Genomic DNA, 18,122 nt, shown 5'->3' with positions numbered 1-18,122 from the left:
AAGCTGCGATATAAAAAAAAGTGAGGCTTCGATCGTTTTTACGCTTTCGAAACCTCACTTTTTTATATTGCTTTGAACCGGAACAGATTATGCCAGACGGTTGATGCAGTTCAAATCTTCGAAAGCAACTTTCAAACGAGCGATCATGCTTTCTTCGCCTTTACGTAACCATACGCGTGGATCGTAATATTTTTTGTTTGGAGAATCAGCACTTTCAGGATTTCCTAATTGAGACTGAAGATATCCTTCTTTGTCTTTGTAATATTTAAGAATTCCTTCCCAGGTTGACCACTGAACGTCTGTATCGATGTTCATTTTGATCGCACCGTATTCGATCGCTTCACGGATTTCCTCACGGGAAGAACCTGATCCACCATGGAATACGAAGTTTACAGGAAGATCACCTGTTCCGAATTTTTCCTTGATAAAGTTCTGAGAATTAAGAAGGATTTTCGGCTCCAATTTCACATTACCTGGTTTGTAAACACCATGCACGTTTCCGAAAGCAGCAGCGATCGTGAAATTAGGAGAGATTTTACTCAATTCTTCATAAGCGTAAGCAACTTCGTCAGGCTGAGTATACAGTTTAGAGCTGTCAACGTCGCTATTATCAACGCCATCTTCTTCTCCACCCGTAACACCTAATTCAATTTCAAGGGTCATGCCAATTTTAGCCATACGCTCGAAATATTTGCTGCAGATCTCGATATTTTCTTCAATCGGTTCTTCAGACAAATCAAGCATGTGCGAGCTGTATAAAGGCTTGCCATATTGGTCAAAGTGACGTTCACCAGCTTCCAACAGACCGTCGATCCAGGGAAGAAGTTTTTTCGCGCAATGGTCTGTATGTAAAATTACAGGAACGCCATAAGCCTCAGACATAAGGTGTACGTGCTGAGCGCCTGAGATACTTCCTGCAATGGCAGCTTTCTGATCTGTATTTGAAAGGCTTTTTCCTGCGTAAAAAATTCCGCCACCATTCGAAAACTGAATAATAACAGGACTGTTTACAGCCGCAGCTGTTTCTAAAACTGCATTCACTGAGTTAGTGCCTACAACGTTGACAGCCGGAAGGGCATAATTATTTTCGTTGGCATGACGGAAAATTTCGCTGATACCTTCACCCGTAATTACACCGGCAGGAAAGCGTTTTGTGGTTTCGCTCATAGTAAAGTAAGATATTTTATCAAGAATAAATTTTACAATTCGGGTATTGCGGCCCGATTGTACAGGAATTCCCGCAAGTTAACGATTTTACAGAAAATGGGAGAGATAAGTAAAGGATATTATAAGGCAAAATGACGATTTTTGTCAGTAACCATTTTGAATCATTCTGTGTATATTTGAAAAAAGAATAGAAAATTAATATTGCATGTCTCCAAAATTAACCCGAACCATTCTTCTTGCCGCCACGCTCGGTTTTTTAATTGTATGGGTACTTGAATTCCGCCGCACCACGTTATTTGAAAGTTACTGGCTTTTATTATTAAGTATTACCTGTCTTTTATTTTTTCAGTTCAGCCGGTTGAAGTCGTCGCTTGAAGCCAAAAGAAAATTGGAGCATGAAGAGAATGCTAAAATTGCAAAAACCACCAAAACGATAAAGAAATGAATGTTCTGCTAGTTGGTTTTGCTGTTTTCTTTTTCATTCTTGCCGGTTATTACGGAGCGGTTCGGGCTGTGCTTCTGGATGTTTCCATTGACCGCTATTCCCTTAGGCACGAAAACGCTGCTGAAATTTTTCAGACGCTTTATTGGCGACGTCTGTTGCGGATGATTCGTCTGGCCGTGGTGGCATTTGGCTGTTTTTACGCAGTAGCATTCGTATTCCCTATTTTACATGATTATCTGGGTCTCGCAGAAGGTTTTACCTTCGCTGTCCTTTTTATATTCCTGGCTATTCTGTGGATACTATGTTATACTACATGGGTGCGGATCGGACGTAGTTTTCCGAAAATTCTTGATTTGAAAGCTTTTCCTGTGCGTTTTGCAGAATGGGCCATGACGCCGCTTTATTGGTTGGTCGAGCCTTTTGTGAAAGAACATGCTTTGTCATATTACTTGCGGGATGAGGCTGCTTCTGCCGATGATCCTGATTTTGACGATCATAGTATCGAAGAGCGAATGTTCATCAACGCGCTTGATTTCAAGGATTTACGCATCCGCGACTGTATGATTCCGCGTACAGAAATTTCGGCTGTGAACGTAAACGACACGATCGATGATTTGAAAAGGACTTTTTTAACTAGCGGGCATTCCAAAATTATCGTCTACCGCGAATCAGTCGACGACGTACTTGGTTACTGTCACGCCCTATCACTATTTCGGAAACCGAAGGAAATCAGCAGCATCGTCACGCCGATTTTGATTGTTCCGGAAGCGATGCCAGCCAGTGATCTTATGCTTCGTTTTTTGGAAGAAAGAAGAAGTCTTGCTTTGGTCGTTGATGAATTCGGAGGAACTTCCGGATTGGTAAGCGTCGAGGATGTCGTGGAACAGATTTTCGGAGAAATTCAGGATGAATACGATTCAACGGAAGACTGGACGGAACGAAAAGTGGATGACAATACCTACCTTCTCAGTGCTCGCCACGAAGTTGATTATCTAAACGAAAAATATGGTTGGGAACTTCCCGAAGGTGATTACGATACACTTGCGGGTATGCTTATTCAATTACACGGCGATTTGCCGGAAGTGAACGATGAAATAGATATGCCGCCATATTCGTTTCAAATAATTTCTATGCAGGATACCAGGATTGAGCTGGTGAAATTGACAAGGATAAGAAATGGAAGTACTCAAACCATAAATGAAACGAGTGAAAATTAACCTGTACAACCCTTATTAATCATTCCGATGAATTCCCGTACGCAGCTCAAAGTATTTCCATTGCTCTTGATGGCCTTGTTTTTGTTGGCGAATAACCATGTGAGCGCGCAAAAACAACACGATATTTTTCGGCAGAAAATAGAAAAAATTCTTCCTCAGGCGAAAGGAACGGTTGGTGTTGCAATTATGGGTTTGGAAGACCGAGAAACTTTTTTGTTCAATGAAGGGCTGAAATATCCAATGCAAAGTGTGTATAAATTCCCGCTTGCGATGGCTGTTCTGGATCAGGTGGATAAGGGGAAACTGTCGTTGAATCAGAAAATCCGTATTACGCCAAAAGATCTGTTACCTAACACTTGGAGCCCGATCAGGGAAAAATATCCGAAAGGAAACGTTGACTTGAAACTGTCAGAAATTTTGGCTTATACGGTTTCTCAAAGTGACAATAACGGCTGTGATATTTTATTCCGGCTGCTGGGAGGGACGAAAAAAGTAGATGCATATGTCCAAAGTCTGGGGGTGAAAAGTATCGCTATTGCTGCAACAGAGGAAGAAATGCATAAAAATTGGAATGCTCAGTTTACCAACTGGTGTAAGCCAAGAGCGATGTTGCGTTTGCTGGATATCTTTTACAAAGGCAAATCATTGTCCAAAACAAGCAACGATTTTTTGTGGAAAATTATGACGGAAACAACTTCCGGACCTAATAAGATCAAAGGAATGTTGCCGAAAAATGCCGTTGTTGCGCATAAAACGGGTTTGTCAGATAGTAAAGATGGTATCCTGGCAGCAACAAACGACGCTGGGATTATGACGCTCCCAAATGGTGAGCACGTAGCCATTGTAGTTTTTGTGTCAAATACTCCGGTTGATGAAAAAACACGGGATGGTGTAATCGCTCAGATTTCTAAGGCAGCCTGGGATTATTATTTAGCAAAAAAATAAAAGGATGGAGTATTATCTTCAATCCTGAATCGAACAATACATTGTGCAGATAAAAGTAGAGAATATAGGTAAAAAATTCATTCAGGAATGGATTATCCGGCGGGCAAGTTTTGTACTGGAAGAAGGACAGAAATACGTTTTTGTCGGACCGAACGGAAGTGGTAAATCAACACTGTTGCAGTTGATCACCGGTATGACCCCTGCCACAGAAGGTACAATAGAATACATCACCAAAGATGGGAAAAGTATTGATGTGGACGACTGGTATAAACATTTGATTATTGCAGCACCTTACCTTGAATTGATCGAAGAATTTACCCTGAGAGAGCTGGTCGATTTTCATAAACAATTCAAGCCCCTTAAAAACAATATTTCAAGCTCTGATTTCGAAGATTTTATCCACTTATCTCACGCGCGGGGAAAAGTAATCCGCCATTTTTCATCAGGAATGAAACAGCGGGTCAAACTTGGACTTGCTTTCATGTCTGATGTCCCAATTATTTTTCTTGATGAACCCACAACAAATTTGGATGTAACCGGTATAAACTGGTATCTTGACAACGTTACGAAAGCTACTGAAAACCAACTTGTTTTGCTGGGTTCAAATGTGAAGCAGGAATATGAATTTTGTGAAAATATCATATCGGTTTCTGCGTTCAAATAAAAACGTATTATCGGCGGGTTATGACAAAAACTATACAATGTCTTTTGATTTTGGTACTGGTTTTTTTGGGATCGATTGCAGAATCGTCCGGCGCCGGAATGTATTTTATTCAAAATAAAGGTCAGTGGGATTCAGATGTTTTGTTCCGTACCGAAATCCCGGGAGGCTTTTTATTCCTTAAAAATAATTCGCTGGTTTATTCCCTTTATGACGCTTCCCAGATATCAACGGCGCATACGAAAGCAACTCCGTCATCTCCCAATGCGAAATTCTCACCGGCGAAGCCAAAAATAATCAATGCCCATGGCGTTGAAGTTTTGTTTGAAAATAGCAATACCCAAATTAAACACGCAACAAAATACCCTGTAAAAACACGCTTCAATTATTTTTTAGGAGGTTCTGAAACCTCACGTGTGGGTGACGTTGGTGCTTTCCTGGAAGTTGTTTACGAAGGAATATACCAGGGAATTGATCTACGTATCTACATTTATGATAATACCCTTAAATATGAATTTATTGTTCATCCGCAGGCTGATCCTTCGCAAATCAGGTTGAGGTATGAAGGAGCGAGTAGTGTGGCGGTGAATGAATCCGGACAAACAATCGTGAAAACTTCGGTTGGACAATTTAAGGAAGCGCAACCATACTCTTTTCAGGAAATTAACAAAAGAACACATGATATTGCTTCAAAAGTGGTCCTGACGGAAAACAACCGGATTGGATTTTCTTTTCCAAAAGGGTATATCAAATCGGAAACTTTGACGATTGATCCGGAATTAATATTTTCTACCTATTCAGGATCAACTGCTGATAACTGGGGGCATACCGCTACCTATGACGCAGAAGGAAATTTGTATTCGGGCGGAACGGTTTTCGGTGTCGGTTTTCCGGCAACGGTAGGTGCTTATCAAGTTAGATTTTCAGCGCTTGTCGACGTGGGAATTTTGAAATTCAGCCCGGATGGAAGCCAGCTTTTATATGCGACCTATCTCGGAGGAAATAATACAGATATACCTAATAGTTTGATTGTCAACAGTAAAAATGAATTGTTGATTTTTGGAACGACTTCTTCGGGTAATTTTCCAACCGGTTCAAATGCATTTCAAAAAACTTTTGGCGGAGGTATTGCGATTGAACCAGTCAACGGGCTGGAACTATTCAATGGCAGTGATATTTTTGTTTCAAAACTTAGCGGTGACGGAACACAATTACTGGCGTCAACATTTGTCGGTGGAAGAGGTAACGACGGAATCAGCAGTGTTGGTCCGGTAACAATAAAAAATTATGGCGATAGTTTTCGGGGTGAAATCGAGCTGGATAATCAGGATAATGTTTTTGTCGTTTCTTCGACGAATTCGGACAATTTTCCTCTGCAAAATGCTGCTCAAAGCCAGCTTTCCGGAATTCAGGATGGTGTTTTGATTAAACTTTCGGCTAATTTAAATGCCCTGCTTTGGGGTACCTATGTCGGCGGGAACGGGTTTGATGCTGCTTTTTCAATAAAACCTGCGAAAAATGGGGATGCTTATGTGACGGGTATTACGCAGAGTACAAATATAGCCACAAACAGCACTTCCTATCAGTCAAAAATAAACGGAACGGAAGATGCTTTTGTAGCGGTTTATGCCAATGGAAAATTAACAGCTGCAACCTATTTGGGGACGCCAGCTGCCGATGGTGCTTATCTGCTTGATTTTGATCCCAATGAAAATGTCTTTGTGTATGGTTTGACGACTGGTGAGTATCCGGTAACCAAGGGGCTGTATAGCAACGCAAAAAGCAACCAGTTTATCCACGCGCTGGACCATAATTTGTCCAGATCAATTTTCTCTACAACCATCGGATCGGGGAGAGGAACACCTGATATTTCTCCAACGGCATTTCTGGTCAGCGAATGTGGAAATATCTATATCGCAGGCTGGGGTGGTGATGTCAATATTCAGACTTCTAGCAATACGGCGAGCAGTACCACAGGGCTTCCTGTAACAGAAAATGCCATTCAAAGGGTGACGACGGGAAGCAATTTCTATATCGCCATTTTAGAAGAAGGAGCGAAGTCGCTCTTGTATGCTACGTATTTTGGAAGTGGTAACCGCCAGGCAGAGGGTGACCATGTTGACGGTGGAACAAGTCGTTTTGATAAAAACGGAGTGATTTATCACGCTACCTGTTCGTGTGGAGGAAGTAATTTTCCAGTTACACCACAAGCCTGGTCAAAAACGAACCAGAACGAAAATTGCAATAATGCAGCGTTCAAGATCGATATTGATTTGCTACGGGCAGATTTTGATGTTTATCAGGGTGAAAATAAAAATGTACTGCAAGGTTGCGCACCGCTTACGCTGGAATTTATTAATGCCAGTGAGGGCGGAGTGGAATATTTCTGGGAGATCAACGGGAATGGGATTTCACGGGAAGAAGATGGTGGAAGTTATACATTTTCCGAGGCCGGTGAATACAAGGTTACCTTGAAAGCATATAATAAGCTGAGTTGCAAGCGAATGGATATGGCTGAGAAAATTATCAGGGTAGAAAGTGTTAACGCAAAGGTAATCAGCGACACATTGGTGTGTGAAAATAAAACGATCAGCCTTTTTGCCAGCGGCGGTACAAAATACAAATGGTCGCCGGCGACTGGTTTGGATAATCCCACCATTGCGAATCCGAAAGTCACCATCGATAAGTCTACAGAATATACCGTTGAGATCAGTACAGAAAGAGGCTGTGCTGTTACAAAGAAAGTGAACGTTACGGTTGAGGAAAATGCAGATTTCACAGCGATGCAGAATGTTACTTCTTGTGCCGGCAACCCAGTGACTTTAACGGTGTCGGGCGAAGCCACAGCATACAACTGGACAGGGGATTCAACGATGAGCGCAACCACTGGGAAATCGATCACGGTAAGTCCATCTCAGACGACCACCTATACGATCGAGGGAATGTATGGAAATGGGTGTCGTCCAAAACGACAGATAACTGTGATGATCGATAAAGCGCACGAACCTGCGTTCGAAATTGTCAGGTCGGGTGGAGAATGTAACAAACCGGTTAAATATTCGATGTTGAACAAAACCTCCAATGCAGAACGATATGAGTGGAATCTGGGAACGGTTAATGGTTTGAATACAACAAATATTGAAGATTACAGTTATGAATCGCCTGGGAAATATATTGTGACGCTTACTTCTTATAATACTGCGGGTTGCGCACTTTCAATGGCAAAAGAGTTAAGCGCCGAACCTCCGCTCATTTTAGCAAACGTGATCACGCCCAATGGCGACGGGAAAAATGACAGTTTTGTGGTTCCGGTTTCCGGATCGACCCTGGAAATTTATAACCGTTGGGGCAAAAGTGTTTTCAAATCGGTCAACTACAAAGATAATTGGGGAAAGGGCATTGCAAACGGGACTTATTTCTATGTCGTCGATACGCCCGGCGGCAATCATTGTAAAGGATGGCTGGAAGTTTTGGAATAATTGGTTTGTAGTGAAATCGGTATTTTGGATCAAATTAATTAGCTTTAAGTATAATTAAGGATTTCAATAAATTAACGTTTGACACGATGAAGAAATTACTCATATTGATCTTCGCATTGGCATTTTCGTCAGCTTCTTATGCACAGACTACCGCTCATTTTGGAAAAGAAATCAATGATAAGAAAGCAATTGACGCCAAGGTTTTGCCTGAGAAAATGGCTGGAAAGGAAGAATTAGCTACAAAGGTTACAGGAACGGTAGAATCTGTTTGTCAGGTGAAAGGCTGCTGGATGAAGGTGAAAATGGATAATGGCGAAACGATGCGTGTGATGTTCAGAGATTATGCATTTTTTGTTCCAAAGGATATTGCCGGAAAAACCGTTGTCTTTGAAGGTGATGCACAGATGAAAACAGTACCCGTTGAACATTTGCAGCATTATGCTAAAGATGCCGGAAAAAGTGATGAGGAAATTGCTAAAATTACTGAACCTAAAAAGGAGATGACGTTTATTGCAGACGGGGTTTTGGTGAAGTAATAGGAAACCGGTAGCGTTCAGTAATTGGTAAAAGATTTTAAGGAGGCTCCGAAGGAGCACGAGTTTTATATTTGAACTGCTATGGCTATAAACAGGTAGCTCCAAAGGAGCTTGAATTAGAAACACCCTGTCTTACCAATTGTCACTGGAATGTGAAATTCTAATATTTTTGTGAAATAAAACGACGGCTATGTAGAGCGTCCGTTTAAATTTAAAGCAATATTCTTTCAAACAAGATTCTCCGAAAGGACTTGATAAGTAAGAACTACATCAATGGATACTTTTGTAGCAATACAAAAAGTGTCCATTTTTTATGAAAGCCAGACTTCTATTCTTTATTTTTCTTGTTCTTAATAATTCATTTTCTTTCTCCCAAACTACACAAATCACCTGGTGGAATCCGGTAAGCAGCCAATTTCCGGTTATTGAGGGACAAGCCTGGCCGGATCAGGTTAAAAATCGCTACGACCGGCTGCCTGCCCGGACTGAAAAATTGGTTAGAGAACAGGTTTGGGATCTGTCAACGCAATCCGCTGGGCTCATGATTCGGTTCAGGGCCAATTCGGGCGAAATCAAAATCAAGTATCAGGTTGGAGGCAAACTGTCACTTCCACATATGCCTTCTACGGGAGTAAGTGGCGTGGACCTATACGCTATTTCAAATGACGGCGAATGGCGTTGGTGCGCCGCTAAATATGCTTTTGGCGACACAATAACTTATAATTTCAAGAACATAGACCCTGTCGATCAGAATCATAAGTTGGGCAGAGAATACCGGTTGTTTTTACCCTTATATAACAATGTGAAATGGCTGGAAATCGGCGTTCCGGATGGAGCTAGGTTTGAAGCTCTACCTGTTCGTCCGGACAAACCTATTGTGGTTTATGGCACTTCCATCGCGCAGGGAGCCTGTGCTTCCCGACCAGGAATGGCGTGGACGTCGATTTTGTCGAGAAAAATGGATGATCCTTTAATTAATCTTGGATTCTCGGGAAACGGTCGTCTTGAAAAAGAAGTGGTTGATATGGTTTCTGAAATCGATGCGAAAATATTCGTTCTGGATTGTCTTCCAAATCTCGTTGCGAGTGTGAAAATCAGTTTGGTCGAAGTAAAGGCCAGGATTTTAAATGCTGTACGCGATTTAAGAAAAAAACATAACTCGACTCCGATTTTATTGGCAGAACACGACGGTTATACAGACGAGGCGATCAATTCCGTCAGCCGCAAAAATTATCAGGAAGTTAATACGGTCATGAAGGAAGCATTTACGCAGTTGAAATCAGAAGGTATCAAAGACATTTACTTGATTCCCAAAGAAGATTTCCAGCAGGATATTGAAACAATGGTAGATGGCACACATCCAACTGACCTGGGAATGATGCGTTATGCAGAGGCTTATGAAAAACATATCCGGAAGATTTTAAATGAACCAACAGGCGCATTCGCAACAACAAAGCCGTGCACGCAACTTCGCGAACTGAATAATTACGACTGGGAGACGCGTCACAGGGAGATACTAACTTTAAATAAAACAGAAAAGCCGAACACAGTTGTCATCGGAAATTCTATCACACATTTTTGGGGAGGTCTGCCAAAAGGTCCGCGTGCTACCGGCGAGGATTCCTGGAATAAGACCTTTGGTATGACGGGCGTGCGTAACATGGGTTATGGCTGGGACCGAATTGAAAACGTGCTTTGGCGTGTCTATCATGGGGAACTCGACGGGTACAGTGCCAAAAACATATTTGTAAATATCGGAACCAATAATCTTCAATGGAACAAAGACGAAGAAATTCTGGAAGGATGGAAATTGTTGATCGAAGCAATCAAATTCAGGCAACCTGATGCTGATCTGATGATGGTTGGGATTTATCCGAGAAGGGAACAGGAAGACCGCGTCAGAAAATTGAATGTTGAATTAAAACAGCTGGCAAAAACGATGAATGTAAATTTCGTCGATCCGGGTCTGGTGTTGGCAACGAAGAACGGAAAAATTGATGAAACGCTGTTTTCAGACGGTTTGCATCCGAATGCCAGAGGATATGCGATTTTGGGAAAAGCTTTTGAACCGTTTGTGAAATAAACGGTTCAAAGTTTAGCTCATAATATTACGCCAATACCAAAAAGGATGACGAACAATAAAGTTGAAAGCGCCATTTGTTTCAGATAAGGATCAAGTTCGCTGGCTTTTTTCAAGCGGGAAACAGCCAGCCCATTTTTAATAAATAGCGGAAAGCTTAGCAGAAATATCAGACTGGTATAACCTGAGAAGTTCTGGATTGTATAGATCAATATACAGGACATTCCGATTAATAAAATAGCCCAGTGATAAAGCACCGCTTTCTCTCGTCCCAGGCGCACCGGAATAGAATTTTTGCCAGTCGCTCTGTCAGATTCGATATCCCGAATGTTGTTAATATTTAGTACTGCCACCGCAAACAAACCGCAGCTCGTAGCCGGTAATAACAAATCCCAATTCCAGCTATGTGTATGTAAATAACTGCTCCCAAGAACGCCGACCCAGCCGAAGAAAATCAGCACGGACAAATCTCCCAAACCCACATATCCGTAAGGGCGTTTTCCGGCAGTGTAAGTAATGGCGGCGATGATACAGGCGATCCCAATGCCTAAAAATACCCAGAATGTATTTGCTGGAGCATCTTTCAACGCGATATACAGCAACGAAATTCCTGAAATTAATGACAATATGGAAAATAGAATAATGGCTTTCAACATCGCCGACGCCGGAATACTCCCTGAATGAACTGCTCTGCGCGGGCCTTCCCGAAGTTCTGTATCTTTCCCGTTTACAGCATCGCCATAATCATTCGCAAAGTTGGAAAGTATTTGTAAAAGCGTTGTTGTGAGTATGCTCAACAAAGCAACGGGCCAGCTGAGCTGACCCGTTGATGCCGCTAAAAAGCAGCCCATTAATATGCAGGAAAGCGCCAGAGGTAACGTACGTGGCCGGGCAGCTTCTATCCAAGATTTCATTTTACTATCACTTAATATTAAGCCTGGGCCCTTTGTTCAACCCAGGCAATTATTTTTTCTGCGTCTTCAAGACCGGCCGTTGCTACCTTGGAATTTAGATTTCCATCATAACTCATCGCCAAATGTAATGTGTCATAAGCAGCGAGAAAAGCGGAAAGGATCTTTTTATCCATTTTTGCCAATTCTTCCTTATACCATTCTACACTTTTACGGCCTTTTTTCTTGTCACCTAAAATTGAATCCAATGCTACCAGCACGCCGGCATAAGCCGTATGGCCAGCCATTTTTACATACTTCCGATCCTGATAATAACCATTTTCTTTTCTGGCCTTCTCACTCAACAGATCTTTTGCATTGGTAATATGTCTTTTAGCTTCCAATAACTCTTTCATATAATGTGCGTGGTGAAGTTTGTGAACTGATTGATCAGATACCGACGGCTTTCAAAAACTCAGGATCTGTCGGCAAGATTTTCGAAGCGAAGAAATTTGTCAATTCGCCTTTTTCGTTTACTACATATTTGCAGAAATTCCATGTAGGTACTTTGTCATTCCAGCCATTTAATTCTTTGGTAGAAAGCCATTTGTAAATCGGAGCCTGGTCGTCGCCAACAACTGAAACTTTCTCAAACATCGGGAAAGAAACGCCATAAGTTTTTGAACAGAATGTAGCGATTTCCTCGCTTGTACCTGGTTCCTGTCCACCAAAATTATTTGCAGGGAAACCTAAAACAACTACTTTATCGCCATGCTCTTTATTGAATTTTTCCCAGTCAGCATACTGTTTTGTGTATCCGCATTTTGAGGCAACATTCAGGATAACTACTTTCTTTCCTTTGTATTGGCTCAAATCAACAGTTTTTTCGCCAACAAGTGATTTAACTTTAAAATCGTACAAAGTTTGTTTTGCAACAATATGCTCGGCTGGTTTCTGTGCAATCTCACTTTTATCAGCAAAAATGCCTGAAATAAGAGAAGTAATCATAATAAAAATTGATTTTAACAAGTCCATAACAAATCGATTTGGTTAAGTAATAGGTTGGAAATTTGATTTACGAAAAATGGCTTTCAAACGATTGAAAATCAGGTATAAAATTAACGTAAAAAAATGCATTTACATTCTTTCAGGTACATTTATTCCTAATAACCCCAACCCCTTCTGAATCGTTTCCGCTACAACTTTTGACAAAGCGACGCGGAAGCTTACTGCAACCGGGTCCGGGTCGGCAAAAATGGAAACTTCCGCGTAAAACTGGTTGTAAACTTTCGCCAGTTCGTACATATAAAACGAGACTACCGAAGGCGCAAATTCAATCCCTGCTGTCTGCACACGCATTGGAAATTGTGATAATGTGAAAATTAATTCCCGCTCAACCTGATGCAGCTCGTAATTTGCCGGTGGTAATTTTATTTCAATACCGGATTGTTCCGCTTTTCTCAAAATAGACCGCATTCGGGTATAGGTATACTGAATGAAAGGTCCTGTGTGTCCCTGGAAATCAATTGATTCTTCCGGGTTGAACAACATTCTCTTTTTTGGGTCAACTTTAAGGAGATAATATTTCAATGCACCAAGTGCCAGGGTATCATAAAGCTGCGTGGCTTCTTCACTCTCAAAATCATCGATTTTTCCAAGCTCCTGTGTTCTGGCTGCGGCCGTATCGATCATCTGCCTGACAAGGTCATCAGCATCAACAACAGTGCCTTCCCGAGATTTCATTTTCCCCGACGGCAGATCAACCATTCCATAACTGATGTGATAACAACCATCTGCATACGGGCGCCCCAAACGTTTTAAAATTGCAAAAAGCACGTTGAAATGGTAATCCTGCTCATTTCCAACAACCCACAAATAGCGGTCATTGTGAAAATCGCCAAATTTCAACTCAGTAGTTCCTAAATCCTGCGTGATGTATACCGAAGTCCCATCGCCGCGAAGAACCAGTTTTTCATCCAGCCCTTCTTTCGTAAGATTTATCCAAACAGAATTATCTTCTTTTTTGAAGAAAACACCTTTTTGTAAACCTTCATCAATGATATCTTTTCCGAGCAAATAAGTATTGGATTCATAGTAGGTTTTATCAAAACTCACACCGATCTGGTTGTAAGTCTGGTTAAATCCTGCATAAACCCAGGTATTCATTTTTTGCCAAAGTGCCACCGTTTCCGCATCGCCCTGTTCCCACAGCAAAAGCAGTTTTTGTGCTTCAAGAATCCACGGTGCTTTTTTCGCCGCTTCTTCCGCTGTCAACCCGCCTGCGACCAGCTCGTTAATTTGCTTTTTATACTCGATATCAAACTTTACATAATATTTTCCTGCCAAATGATCACCTTTTATACCGGATGATTCAGGCGTTTCTCCGTTCCCCAATTCGCGATATGCCAGCATGGATTTACAGATATGAATTCCCCGGTCGTTGACCAGACATGTTTTTACAACATCATATCCATTGGCCTTTAAAATTCTTGAAAGTGAGTCGCCAAGGAAATTATTTCGTAAATGACCAAGGTGAAGCGGCTTGTTTGTGTTCGGAGACGAGAATTCTACCATTACCGATTTGCCATTCGAAGGTGATGTTCCAAAATCAGCATCGGAAGAAATATTTCCAAATAAATCCAGCCAGGTTGTGTCTTTAAGGCTGATATTTAAAAATCCCTGAACAATATTACAGCGGTCAACCACCGTAGAATTTGCTTCAAGGTCAGCACCAATGATCTGTCCGATTTCTGCCGGGGCGCGTCTTGTTGCCTTGGTTAACGCGAACGTAACAAATGTATAAAATCCTTCAAATTCCTTTTTGGTGGGTTGCAGTAAAATGTCTTCAACGGTGATGTCAAAATTTTTGTGGACCGCTTTTTGAATGTCTGCTTTCAGTATTGCTTCAATCGTCATGGATTTTGTTTTTATAGAATTTCGGAAGTGTTAATCAAAAATTAAATAACATTCCTCTAAGTTTTTATTTGATTAAAAATATTTTTACATTAATAGACGTTATCACGGATTCAATTAAAATACTATTTCTCTAATCGTTTTTCGGAAGCATCCGGACATTTATAATGCTGTTTTTGCTATTGAAATAACAATTTAAAAGCATGGAAAAGCGCCGAAAAGCATGTTATGGAAATGTTGATAAGCTTTGCTGATTATGTTTTTCTTTTGAATACAAAATTAGGGTAAATATTGAACAGACTTACACCCCGCGACAAGAACTTATGAAGAACCGTTTACTATTTGTGATACAAAGTTGTCTGATCATACAATTTTGCTTCATTGGACCTTCGAAGGTTCAAGCACAATTAGAGCAATCTGATCGTTTAGAAATTCCGACAAATTCGTCTCGTTCAGAGATCTTTGAAGTGTTCACGCTGGGCAACGGTGGTCTTTTAGCGCTTGTTCGCGGCGACGCCAGTTTTGGGAACAGAAATGAAAGCTGGGACTTCACGCGTTATGATACATCGTTGAACCCGGTTTGGCGAGTGAATTATAAGTTAGATTATCGATATGTCCCGGTTATGGCCTATCAGGGAGAGCATTTTGGCTATTGGTTATTTGCCCAGCCGGACACTGATCATTTCCTTTTTCTTCAAATGAATTACAGCGATGGGTTGATCGAAAGTTATAAAGGAAATTTACTTTCGGGGATAGACGTGCAGCAGTTCAAAGTAATTGGAAGCAAAGCGATTGTGGCCGGATATCATCGGTCACGACCTGTTGTTGTCGTTCATTCCTTTTTTGATCAGTCGTCAAAAGTTTTGCCTGGACTCTATGAAAAAAATACCGAACTGAATAATGTCGATATCAATGAACAGGACGGGATCATTAATGTTATCACCTATGCTTATAGAAAGAAAAACTGTGTATTTGAAATCAAAACTTATTCTTATGAGGGGAAATTTCTTAAAAAGACTGCTTTGAGTGATCCAAGAAATAGTTTGATCTCCGGTCAAATTGTACCTCTGAATGCTGATGATTCTTACCTGATCGGAAATTATTCGGTCGGCTGTACGCCTTATTCGCAGGGTTTGTATGTTACGCATATTGCTGACAATGAACCTGAGAAGCCTGAGTTTATAGAGTTTTCAGAATTGCAGAATTTCTTCAATTATATGAAACCCAAACGTCGTCAGCGAATGATGGAACGGATTGGAAAACGGAAAAGTCTGGGCAAAGAAAATAAATTCAGATACCGTTTGCTTGTTCATGAACTGATCCAGACGGAGGACGAAATCGTTCTGGTTGCAGAGGTTTATTATCCAAATCAACGTGCAGGATCTCCGATGATGGTTACGAATGGAGTCACTCGCCCATATTACGCACGTTCATTGGAGGGATTTCGCTATACACATGCGATTGTTTGCGGCTTCGACCGAAATGGAAAATTCAAGTGGGACAATTGTATTCCGATTAAAGACCTGACAAGTTTTGAGTTGCAGGAAATGGTGCAGTTAACGCCCGTCAACGATTATTTTATTCTTGCATATCCACAGGAAGGTACCATTCACACGGAGGTCATCAACCGGGATAAGGTTGTCGTTGAAACTGAAAAATTTAAAATTAGTGCAAAATCTGAATCAGATAAGGTTATAAATAATGAGAACGCCTATCTGGCACCTTGGTATGGCCAATACTTTCTTGCTTACGGAATGCAACGTGTAGGTCCGTCTTCAATCGGGCAGGGCAGGGATGTTTTTTATATCAACAAACTAACCTACAAAACGGAAAGCATAAATAAGGCGGAAAACAGAGAAGGATTGAATGTGCCGCGATGAAGTTAGTCTTTAATGGTTAAGGTTTAATAATTAATGGTTAATGCGCTTGCGCAGGTAGTTCCCTGAGTTATACTTATTGATCCTTTTAAGTTAACTATCAATTCTTTTTCAAAACAAAGCGGAGTCCGTGGTTCAGCATTGCAATTTCTCCAATCATTAACCCTTAACCATTAATAATTAACAATTAATAATCAGTCCACCATCCAGATATGGTCCGCTTCGAAGCCTTGTTCTTTCCACTCCACCAGAACGCGCTGGCTTTCGAGGGTATTTACCTTCATTCCGAAATAATCCGGTTCAATCGGCAGTTCCCGGTTATATCTGCGGTCTATCAGTACCATAAGTTCAACCATTTTCGGTCGTCCAAAGGCTGTCATAGCATCGAGCGCAGCGCGAACCATACGGCCACTGGCCAGCACGTCATCAATTAGTATAACTCGTTTCCCCTCAATCAAAAATGGGACATTTGTTTTATTTGGTAATAACGGAGAATCTCTGCGACGAAAATCGTCACGATAAAAAGTTGCATCAAGATGTCCTAATGGAATATTCTTTCCGGTTCTTTCACGCAATTCAGCAACAACACGCTCTGCAAAGAAAATACCCCTGGGCTGCAATCCCATGATCACAGTATTGTCAAAGTCCTGGTGATTTTCAATAAGTTCCTGACATAACCTGCTGGTCATAATCTCTAACAGAGGGCTGCTTAAAATAAGTCGTTTGATAGACATGGTAATATTTCGCTGAATTTTAGCCTAAATTAAGCTCACAATAACGAAATCAAAAACTTTTCATATTAATAAGTGGAATTTTTGCCGGAAAGAAGATAACCGCATGATAACTAATTTCATGATTCGAGTGCTTTAATCTAATTTTGGGCTATAATTTTAAAAATCTTGCGTTTGACAGTGTTGACTTTTGACACGGACATTAAATTTTTCATCCAGGTGAGCCATTGAATTCGGTTCATTTAATAATTAGATAAGTAGTAATGAAATACCTGATCGCGGGACTGGGAAATATTGGCCCGGAATATGCATTTACAAGGCACAATATCGGCTTCATGGTTCTGGACAGACTTGCAGCGCAAAACGATTTTAAATTCTCTTTTGAAAAACTGGCGTTTGTGGCTGAGTGGAAATACAAAGGCCGGCAGTTTTATTTCATCAAGCCAACCACCTTTATGAATTTGAGTGGGAAAGCCATCCGTTATTACATGGATCAGTATAAGATTCCGAAAGAAAATTTGCTGGTCATTGTTGATGAATTGCAGCTGCCTTTCGGCACTTTAAGGATTAAACCAAAAGGAAGTCATGGCGGTCATAATGGGTTGAAGAACATTGAGGAAATGTTGGGTACGGCTGAATATCCTCGGCTGCGTTTTGGAATAGGGAATAATTTTTCTCGTGGAAGGCAAGTAGATTACGTCCTAAATCCATTTTCCAAAGAAGAAATGTCAGAAATACAAATATTTTTGGACACAGCCGGTGATATGGTCGTTGCCTTTTGTACTTTGGGGATACAATATGCTATGAATAATTACAACCAATGATTGTACTTTTTAAAGAATATATAAATATTTCAAGAATGTAATTTATTTGGTTATTTTAATTTTTGTAAAATATTATTTTTAGTAGTACGTGATAATCAGATGTTAATTGTAAATATTATTAAAAACAATGGCATTTATTCCAAACAATATTCTGTTTTCAGTATTATTACGAATTTGTAATATCAAAATTTATGATGACATTTGTATAAGGAAACAACGCTATAAGAATTGAATAAATCCATGACGCTGAATTAAATATGTATTATATTTGTATTCATACATGGAGTGAAGGTTTTAGTGAAATCTTCTAATATTATCAAATCTTAAATACTTTTACTCCTGATTGATCTAAAATAA

15 protein-coding genes are annotated in these 18,122 nt (G+C 40.7%); 9 read left to right on the top strand and 6 right to left on the bottom strand.

Going from position 1 to position 18,122, the window contains the following annotated elements; all coding sequences use genetic code 11:
- Positions 1-87: 87 nt before the first annotated feature.
- Complete coding sequence (gene fbaA / locus AC1XUO_RS01545) at positions 88-1,167, bottom strand: class II fructose-bisphosphate aldolase (RefSeq protein ID WP_483327999.1); 1,080 nt, start codon at positions 1,165-1,167, stop codon at positions 88-90.
- 205 nt (positions 1,168-1,372) lie between these two features.
- Here fbaA and AC1XUO_RS01540 point away from each other — a divergent pair, with 205 nt between their 5' ends.
- The 7 genes from AC1XUO_RS01540 (at position 1,373) to AC1XUO_RS01510 (ending at position 10,533) form a co-directional block, all read left to right on the top strand.
- Complete coding sequence (locus AC1XUO_RS01540; RefSeq protein WP_483327998.1) at positions 1,373-1,612, top strand: hypothetical protein; 240 nt, start codon at positions 1,373-1,375, stop codon at positions 1,610-1,612.
- Positions 1,609-2,829, top strand: coding sequence for a hemolysin family protein (locus AC1XUO_RS01535; RefSeq protein ID WP_483327997.1), 1,221 nt, complete (start codon positions 1,609-1,611; stop codon positions 2,827-2,829). The genes AC1XUO_RS01540 and AC1XUO_RS01535 overlap by 4 nt, the downstream gene beginning before the upstream one ends.
- 27 nt (positions 2,830-2,856) lie before the next feature.
- Complete coding sequence (bla, locus tag AC1XUO_RS01530; RefSeq protein WP_483327996.1) at positions 2,857-3,774, top strand: class A beta-lactamase, subclass A2; 918 nt, start codon at positions 2,857-2,859, stop codon at positions 3,772-3,774.
- Positions 3,775-3,817: 43 nt separating this feature from the next.
- On the top strand, positions 3,818-4,438 hold the full coding sequence (locus tag AC1XUO_RS01525) for an ABC transporter ATP-binding protein (protein ID WP_483327995.1): 621 nt from the start codon (positions 3,818-3,820) through the stop codon (positions 4,436-4,438).
- 20 nt (positions 4,439-4,458) lie between these two features.
- Entirely contained in the window at positions 4,459-7,914 is a 3,456-nt protein-coding gene (locus tag AC1XUO_RS01520) for a DUF7948 domain-containing protein (RefSeq protein WP_483327994.1), read from the top strand.
- Positions 7,915-8,000: 86 nt separating this feature from the next.
- Positions 8,001-8,450, top strand: coding sequence for a DUF4920 domain-containing protein (locus AC1XUO_RS01515; protein WP_483327993.1), 450 nt, complete (start codon positions 8,001-8,003; stop codon positions 8,448-8,450).
- A 313-nt stretch (positions 8,451-8,763) separates the two neighbouring features.
- Positions 8,764-10,533, top strand: a complete 1,770-nt coding sequence (locus tag AC1XUO_RS01510; RefSeq protein WP_483327992.1) for an SGNH/GDSL hydrolase family protein — start codon at positions 8,764-8,766, stop codon at positions 10,531-10,533.
- Between the two features lie 17 nt (positions 10,534-10,550).
- Here the strand turns inward: AC1XUO_RS01510 and AC1XUO_RS01505 are convergent, their stop codons facing one another.
- From AC1XUO_RS01505 to argS, 4 genes are all read right to left on the bottom strand, one after another.
- The gene (locus AC1XUO_RS01505; RefSeq protein ID WP_483327991.1) at positions 10,551-11,444 is read right to left on the bottom strand and encodes a 1,4-dihydroxy-2-naphthoate polyprenyltransferase; all 894 of its coding nucleotides are present in this window, start codon (positions 11,442-11,444) and stop codon (positions 10,551-10,553) included.
- 17 nt (positions 11,445-11,461) lie between these two features.
- The gene (locus tag AC1XUO_RS01500) at positions 11,462-11,836 is read right to left on the bottom strand and encodes a DUF5618 family protein (protein ID WP_483327990.1); all 375 of its coding nucleotides are present in this window, start codon (positions 11,834-11,836) and stop codon (positions 11,462-11,464) included.
- 34 nt (positions 11,837-11,870) lie between these two features.
- Positions 11,871-12,428 (bottom strand): glutathione peroxidase, encoded by a 558-nt coding sequence (locus AC1XUO_RS01495; RefSeq protein ID WP_235148947.1) that lies wholly within the window; start codon positions 12,426-12,428, stop codon positions 11,871-11,873.
- Between the two features lie 129 nt (positions 12,429-12,557).
- The gene (argS, locus tag AC1XUO_RS01490) at positions 12,558-14,336 is read right to left on the bottom strand and encodes an arginine--tRNA ligase (protein ID WP_483327989.1); all 1,779 of its coding nucleotides are present in this window, start codon (positions 14,334-14,336) and stop codon (positions 12,558-12,560) included.
- A 320-nt stretch (positions 14,337-14,656) separates the two neighbouring features.
- Between argS and AC1XUO_RS01485 the strand changes: the two genes are divergently transcribed.
- Positions 14,657-16,213, top strand: a complete 1,557-nt coding sequence (locus tag AC1XUO_RS01485; RefSeq protein ID WP_483327988.1) for a hypothetical protein — start codon at positions 14,657-14,659, stop codon at positions 16,211-16,213.
- Positions 16,214-16,404: 191 nt separating this feature from the next.
- On the opposite strand, the gene pyrR is transcribed toward AC1XUO_RS01485, so the two are convergent.
- Complete coding sequence (pyrR, locus tag AC1XUO_RS01480) at positions 16,405-16,944, bottom strand: bifunctional pyr operon transcriptional regulator/uracil phosphoribosyltransferase PyrR (RefSeq protein ID WP_483327987.1); 540 nt, start codon at positions 16,942-16,944, stop codon at positions 16,405-16,407.
- 260 nt (positions 16,945-17,204) lie between these two features.
- On the opposite strand from pyrR, the gene pth reads away from it, so the two are divergent.
- Positions 17,205-17,765 carry an aminoacyl-tRNA hydrolase gene (gene pth / locus AC1XUO_RS01475; protein WP_483327986.1) on the top strand — a complete coding sequence of 187 codons (561 nt, stop codon included), beginning with the start codon at positions 17,205-17,207 and terminating at the stop codon, positions 17,763-17,765.
- Positions 17,766-18,122 lie beyond the last annotated feature (357 nt).

It is taken from the genome of Dyadobacter sp. HNCC25DJ186 (assembly GCF_056895235.1).
This window is presented reverse-complemented; position numbering and strand designations above follow the sequence as displayed.